Source organism: uncultured Winogradskyella sp., assembly GCF_947498345.1.
In the GTDB taxonomy this organism is placed as follows: domain Bacteria; phylum Bacteroidota; class Bacteroidia; order Flavobacteriales; family Flavobacteriaceae; genus Winogradskyella.
Window position 1 is genome coordinate 1 of record NZ_CANMJY010000020.1, and the last position, 5,633, is coordinate 5,633.

Annotated in this window: 3 protein-coding genes; all 3 read right to left on the reverse strand. The window is 45.4% G+C overall.

Features of this window, described 5'->3' with window-relative positions:
• Positions 1-1,937 (reverse strand): DUF6443 domain-containing protein (locus Q0912_RS17385; protein WP_366125142.1); only part of this gene is annotated, 1,937 nt, incomplete at its 3' end.
• An 11-nt stretch (positions 1,938-1,948) separates the two neighbouring features.
• Positions 1,949-2,383 (reverse strand): hypothetical protein, encoded by a 435-nt coding sequence (locus tag Q0912_RS17390; RefSeq protein ID WP_299117551.1) that lies wholly within the window; start codon positions 2,381-2,383, stop codon positions 1,949-1,951.
• A gap of 11 nt (positions 2,384-2,394) precedes the next feature.
• The gene (locus Q0912_RS17395; RefSeq protein ID WP_299117553.1) at positions 2,395-5,568 is read right to left on the reverse strand and encodes a hypothetical protein; all 3,174 of its coding nucleotides are present in this window, start codon (positions 5,566-5,568) and stop codon (positions 2,395-2,397) included.
• Positions 5,569-5,633 lie beyond the last annotated feature (65 nt).

Here is a 5,633-nt window from a genome sequence, read left to right on the forward strand (position 1 = left end):
ATCGCATTTTGCTTACCACCTACACCCTTAGCTGTCAGTTGCCCCAGATCGTCATAGTTATTGTCAGTAATAACCTCATAGAGTGGTGCATGTGCAAACTTGTTTCTGTGCTCCAAAACACGGTTGGCGTGGTCATAGGTATACTGGTCTATAAAATCGAGAGTTACCCCAGAGCGTTCCTTAGAACTTGTGGTCTCTGTAGCTCTACCATCAAAGGTAAGCTCACTTTTTACTTTGTCTACAGTGCCTAAATAATCGTTTTTAGAATACACATAGATAGGTCTTGCCTTGTCATCGTAATAGGTCACAGAGGTGATCCAGTCGTTGGTATTCAGTACCCTTACCTTGCTCCCTGTAGCCAGACCTTTAACATTGGTAATGGGTGTTACGCCATAGGCGGTTTCTGAGCTGCCACCATCGAGATCAAAACTATAGTCATCGTAATAATTAATGGTCAGGATCTCATCGACTCCCGTTGGTCTGGATACTGAAGTGTAATAGGTACTCAGATAGCCTGTCCCTGAGCCTACTTTTGTTTCATATATAGAGGTGCTGGTATTCAACAGGTACTGAAAGTGCTGTCTGGAGCTCGATGAGTTCTTTGTCGCGGTATAGGCCACTCTGCCAAAGGCATCGTACTTGGTCACCAGCCATTGGTTACTGGCTCTTAAGTTAGCATCCTGAGTCATTACAGGTTGGTCGAGCTTGCTATAAACAATATATTCCCAGTCCTTACCTGGTATTTTCTTTTCTACCAAACGGTTACGCTCATCGTATCGGTACTGATAGCAGAGTTCACTAAGCTCTGTGGCATCGGGCTTATCTGTATGGGCTTCAGCCTTTGGCGCTAGTACAAAACTCAAATTACCATAATCATCGTAGACATAATAGGTATCGTGAGCTGCCTCATTGTTATAGGTACGCTTTAACACCACCTGACCCTGTTTATTGGTAAATTCTTCGGTGGTATGGTCCTTGGTCGTGGTTCCGTCATGGTTCTCATCCCAGGTCACGGTCTTATAGAGCTCATTGGCCGTATAATGATTATCCTCTTGTAAGGTAGGGATATAGGTCACTACCGAGTTGGTGACATTTCTGGTCAGGGTAACACTATACTCGCGTACTTCAGTAGCCCCATTGGTGTTATAGTCCATCTCAATCTCATGGCCACTACCCATTTTCCAATCCTTACCAGGTGCGGCTTGTTTCATCACCCTATTTAGTGGTGAGCTGTCAAACTCCTTCTCAGAATAGGGATTGATATCGGCTACGGTCATTCCCGGAAAATCAGCATCATAGGCCGCTGCATCGTAATAACTGTTAGTGGCATCAAAGGCATCGACTCTAAAGTCGCCAATGTCTGTTGTAGCACTATAAGGCAGGTATTCTTTAGCCTGTCTGCCATAGGCATCATAAGCCATATGGGTAATGATATCCTGACTTTGTCCACCAGCACGTATCCCAATGGATTGGCTGGCACGTCCGAGTCCATCAAAATAAGTGATGCTCTCTATCTTTTCACTGTTACTCAGTGTCGTAATATCTGTGGTGGCGATTCGTGGTGTAATGTTATGCACATAGTTAAGCAGGGCAACACTGGTGGTAGGTGGTGCGGCCTGTACAACCACGTCCATCCCTTCCAGTAGCACATTGCTCTTGCCACGAGCCTCAACCTTATGGGTACCAATGGTCGGCCAGGTGACATCCACGGTATAGGTGGTCCCTGATGCGCTCGAGCTTACCTGTGTACCGCCGATAATATTCCAGCTCAGGTTAGCCCTTATGGTACCGTCGTTATAGGTATAGGTCTCGGTGTTGCCTACCGTTACGGGTGTTAGTCCCGAGAGGTTCTGAGCATAGGCCTGCATGCTTAAAAGTACAAACCCTAATAGCATCATAAATGGTGTTAACGCTGTGATGTTTCTCTGTCTTTTCATGATCTCTTATTTTAAAGGTGAGTTAAGGTGTCGGTGTCTATCTCAAACAGGTAAATATCATCGCTACCGTCCGCCTTGTGAATACTCAGGGTCATGGTCATGGCCTCAGTAGTGCCTGAGATGCTTAAGCTAGCTGTTTGCTGATCGACCCCCTCAAGATCGTAACTGAGTGTTCCCAGATGGTTTTGCGTATCCCAACTGCCTGATGTGGCAACTATGGTATAGCTGTCAGAGGTGTTGGTATTGTATCCCAGCTGCTGCCAGACAAGGTCAGTACCTTGCTTGCTCAGAATTGAATGTATTTCAACTTTGGTAGTGTTAGCAGTTACCAGATAGCTTTCTGCAGACCAATCGGTCTGCTGTTGTGCAAATAGGGTAGAGCTCTCTGCAAAGAGGCAAAGTGCAACTACAAGGGCTGTTTTATATACTATTGTGACTATTTTCATGATGCTATTTTTTAATTTGATGTGTGATAGTTGTACTTGTTCTCGCTCATGACTTTACCGTCCTGATCTTTAACACGTTGCAGACGGTTAAAGTCATCGTACTCGTAGTAGACAGTATAGCCTTTAGGGTCGGTCATACTGGTGATGCCAATCTGCGGGTCATAGGTATAGGTGGTAACCATGGCATTAGGTAGCGCCGTTCTTAAGGCATTGAGTGCTGTTCTGAGGTTCTTCTCGTCACAGCTTGCTGAGTCCATACAATGGTCATCATCCAGATCGGACTTGCTCTGTATATTGGCAACATAGCTGCTCACCTGAGCGTAAGTGGCGTTTTCTATCTTGGCTACAGGCAGGGTGTTGTCATAACCATAGATGTAGGTAATATCGATACCATCGGTTTTAGCCACCTGAAGGATGTTGCCATCGTCATCATAGGCCTTAAAACTCAGGCGTTCCCTTAAGGGCTCTGAGCCTTTGCTGGTCTTTACCGTTTGTGGCAATACCTGATCATTGCCCCAATTGTGATACACGGTCTCTGTGGTATTATGCGACAGGGTCGTAATACCGTCCTTTAAAATGGCTTCGGTTTTTACGGTCTCATAGCGATTCTGGTTGATCAGTAGCTGCTCGGCAGCACTTGGGCTTGACAGATCTTGTACATAGGTGACATGGTTTTCCTGAGTATGCCCATTGCTGTTGGTGACACTTGTTTTAGAGGCCATAAGGGCATTGTTATCATAGGTGTAATTTTGAGTGACCGTAACATTACCACTGTTTAAATAATCTGTTGTGGTCTGAGACTTTAAACGGTGGTATTCGTTGGTATAGCCGTAATACTCTACTTCATGGTTATTGCCCCAACTGGTAACATCGGGCATTCTATAAACATGTACGGCAAAGGCATCACCTGCCCGGTCTAATGTCCCATGGGTTTCGTGCTGATAAGTTTCACGCTTTACAAGATTGTTGCTCGTATCAAAAACACTAAGCTCTTTAAGATTACCGATGCGCCAAAAGGGTCTTATCTGTTTTCTTTGTGTTTGTGGAAACCCAGAGGTTCCATAGGTATTATCGTGCTGGTAGGTATCTATATAATCAATAAAAGAAGAATATACATATTCCTTACGGCCATTATCATTGGCACCATCAACAAGGGTCTCGGTGATGTGTTTATAACCTACAAAACTTCCGCTGTTAAGCACCGAACGTGCATTTGAGCTGATTAGAAAGGTGGTGGCACTAATAATGCCGGCATAATCCGTGGTTACCAGATTGGTCGGCAGCCTGTAGGTTGTACCGCTAACAAGATCTGGAGTGGCATGCCCACTGTGATAGGTGTAATCAAAACTTCTGTTAAGCTCTGGAAACGTATCAGAAGCATCGTTAAAGGTCTTTATCTGAGCCACACGCAGTCCACCATGCATATATTCCCCTGGGGTCGGGTCTTTATAGTAATACCATTCGAGCGTTAAAAAATCGGGTGGATTGGTACAACCTGGGTTTGCTATAGGATCACAGAACGGCGTCGTACTGTTAGATTCGGCAATGATCTTATAGCTTCGTCCCGGAACCAATATAAGTTCCATATCTGTCTGAAGGATATTGGTAAAGGTAAGGGTCACCAGATCCTGAATCTTAATGTCGTAGTCACAGTTACTGATGTTTGGTCCGCAGCCGATCATATCGATATCAAAGGTGACTGTACCATCACTATCCGGGTCTACGGTAAATGTTTTGGAATAGGTGATGTTAGGGTCGGGATCAAAAGGTGTAGATCCGGCCTGGATGACATCCTGTACTTGTAAAAGATAGTCTCTATACAGCGTAGAAGAGCCTTCGAAAAAGTAACTTACGGTGTTGTTTTCCCAGATAAACTCATCATAGCCTCCGGTAGGATAGGTGATTTTGGTGAGGCTACCTGCCTGAGTATATGCTGGCTGTACAGAGCGGTCTGCATTACCAAAATAGCTCGAAGGATAATTTGGGGCGTGTTTTGCTCTTGGGATGAGATCGACATTAGACTGTCCGTTAAAATACCCAAAGTAGTCAATAGCTCTGGAATAACGGTGTGGTAGTTTCAAAGGATTGTACTCAAGAGTGTATTGGGCCTCAATCTGGTCGTTATTGTCCAGAAGCGCCACGCCGTCGAGACGTAACCGGTGCTTGGCCTGAGTATTAGGGCTATCAAAAAACGGGGAAATGTTATAATCCACACTGGTAGGGTCCACCTGCGTTTGTGACTGCTGCAGTTCAAAGGCTTTGGTGCGTTGGTTGTTATTATCGTATACTGCAATCATTTCCAGAGGATAGGAATTGTCCAGATCTGCACGTTCTGTTGTCCCTTTTTGAAATTCGATACGTCCCGTAGGGAAAATGATCTCCTGTATTCGGGGTTGGGTAAAGATGCGCTCGGTATAATTAATATTGTGTTCCATAGGATGTCCATTAAGCGGCAGGGCGAGTTCTTCTTCCTGGCGTATGATGGTCTTTACATCATCTTCTATGGCGTAATTGAAAGTGATCTGCTCAGTAGAGGTTGGGAACTCTATATAGTGTAGCATCCAGGCCTGATTGTAAGGCGTTGTGCCACTACCTGTAAAACTGGCCGGGCTGTTGACAATACCACTGAGGGTATGAGACATGCTTTTTGCGCCCTTTACTTTTTCGATACGATCAGCAGTTCCGCCAAAATGGTAACGTATGCCATCGGGTGTGGTAATGGTAAAGCTCACAATCCTACCAGCGCTTTGGGTCATTTCTATGGTGTTGTTGCTATAAGGCACCTCTACAAAACCATTGAGGTTTTGGTCGTAGAAGAATTTTCCTGAATGTCCGGGTATGGAGTAATTGAACTCATCGGGCTCGTAATCTCTTCCAGAGGCATTACTGGACAAGAGTTGTTCGTCTCTACCGCCATTGATACAACATGGACCGCCATTGCTTGGAGTACGATTGGCAAAATCCTGAAGTGTGAAGCTGGTATTCATATAACCGCTTGTGGTATGATTGTCTGGCAACCAGTTAATGGTTCTACTGACCAGCCCACCAGCCTGAAGGTTCCAGCCCAGTCCTACCCAGGAGGCGATATCCTCGACCTTTACTCCACCAGAGTTATAACTAAGGCTTATGGGAATGTTAACGCCCTTGTGCGAAATGGTGTGGATAGGTATAGCAATACCTGGCAAGCCTGTATAGTGCGATACCTGCGTCTGGGAATGCCCTATCAGCGAAGCAACTTCAGGGGAAGGGG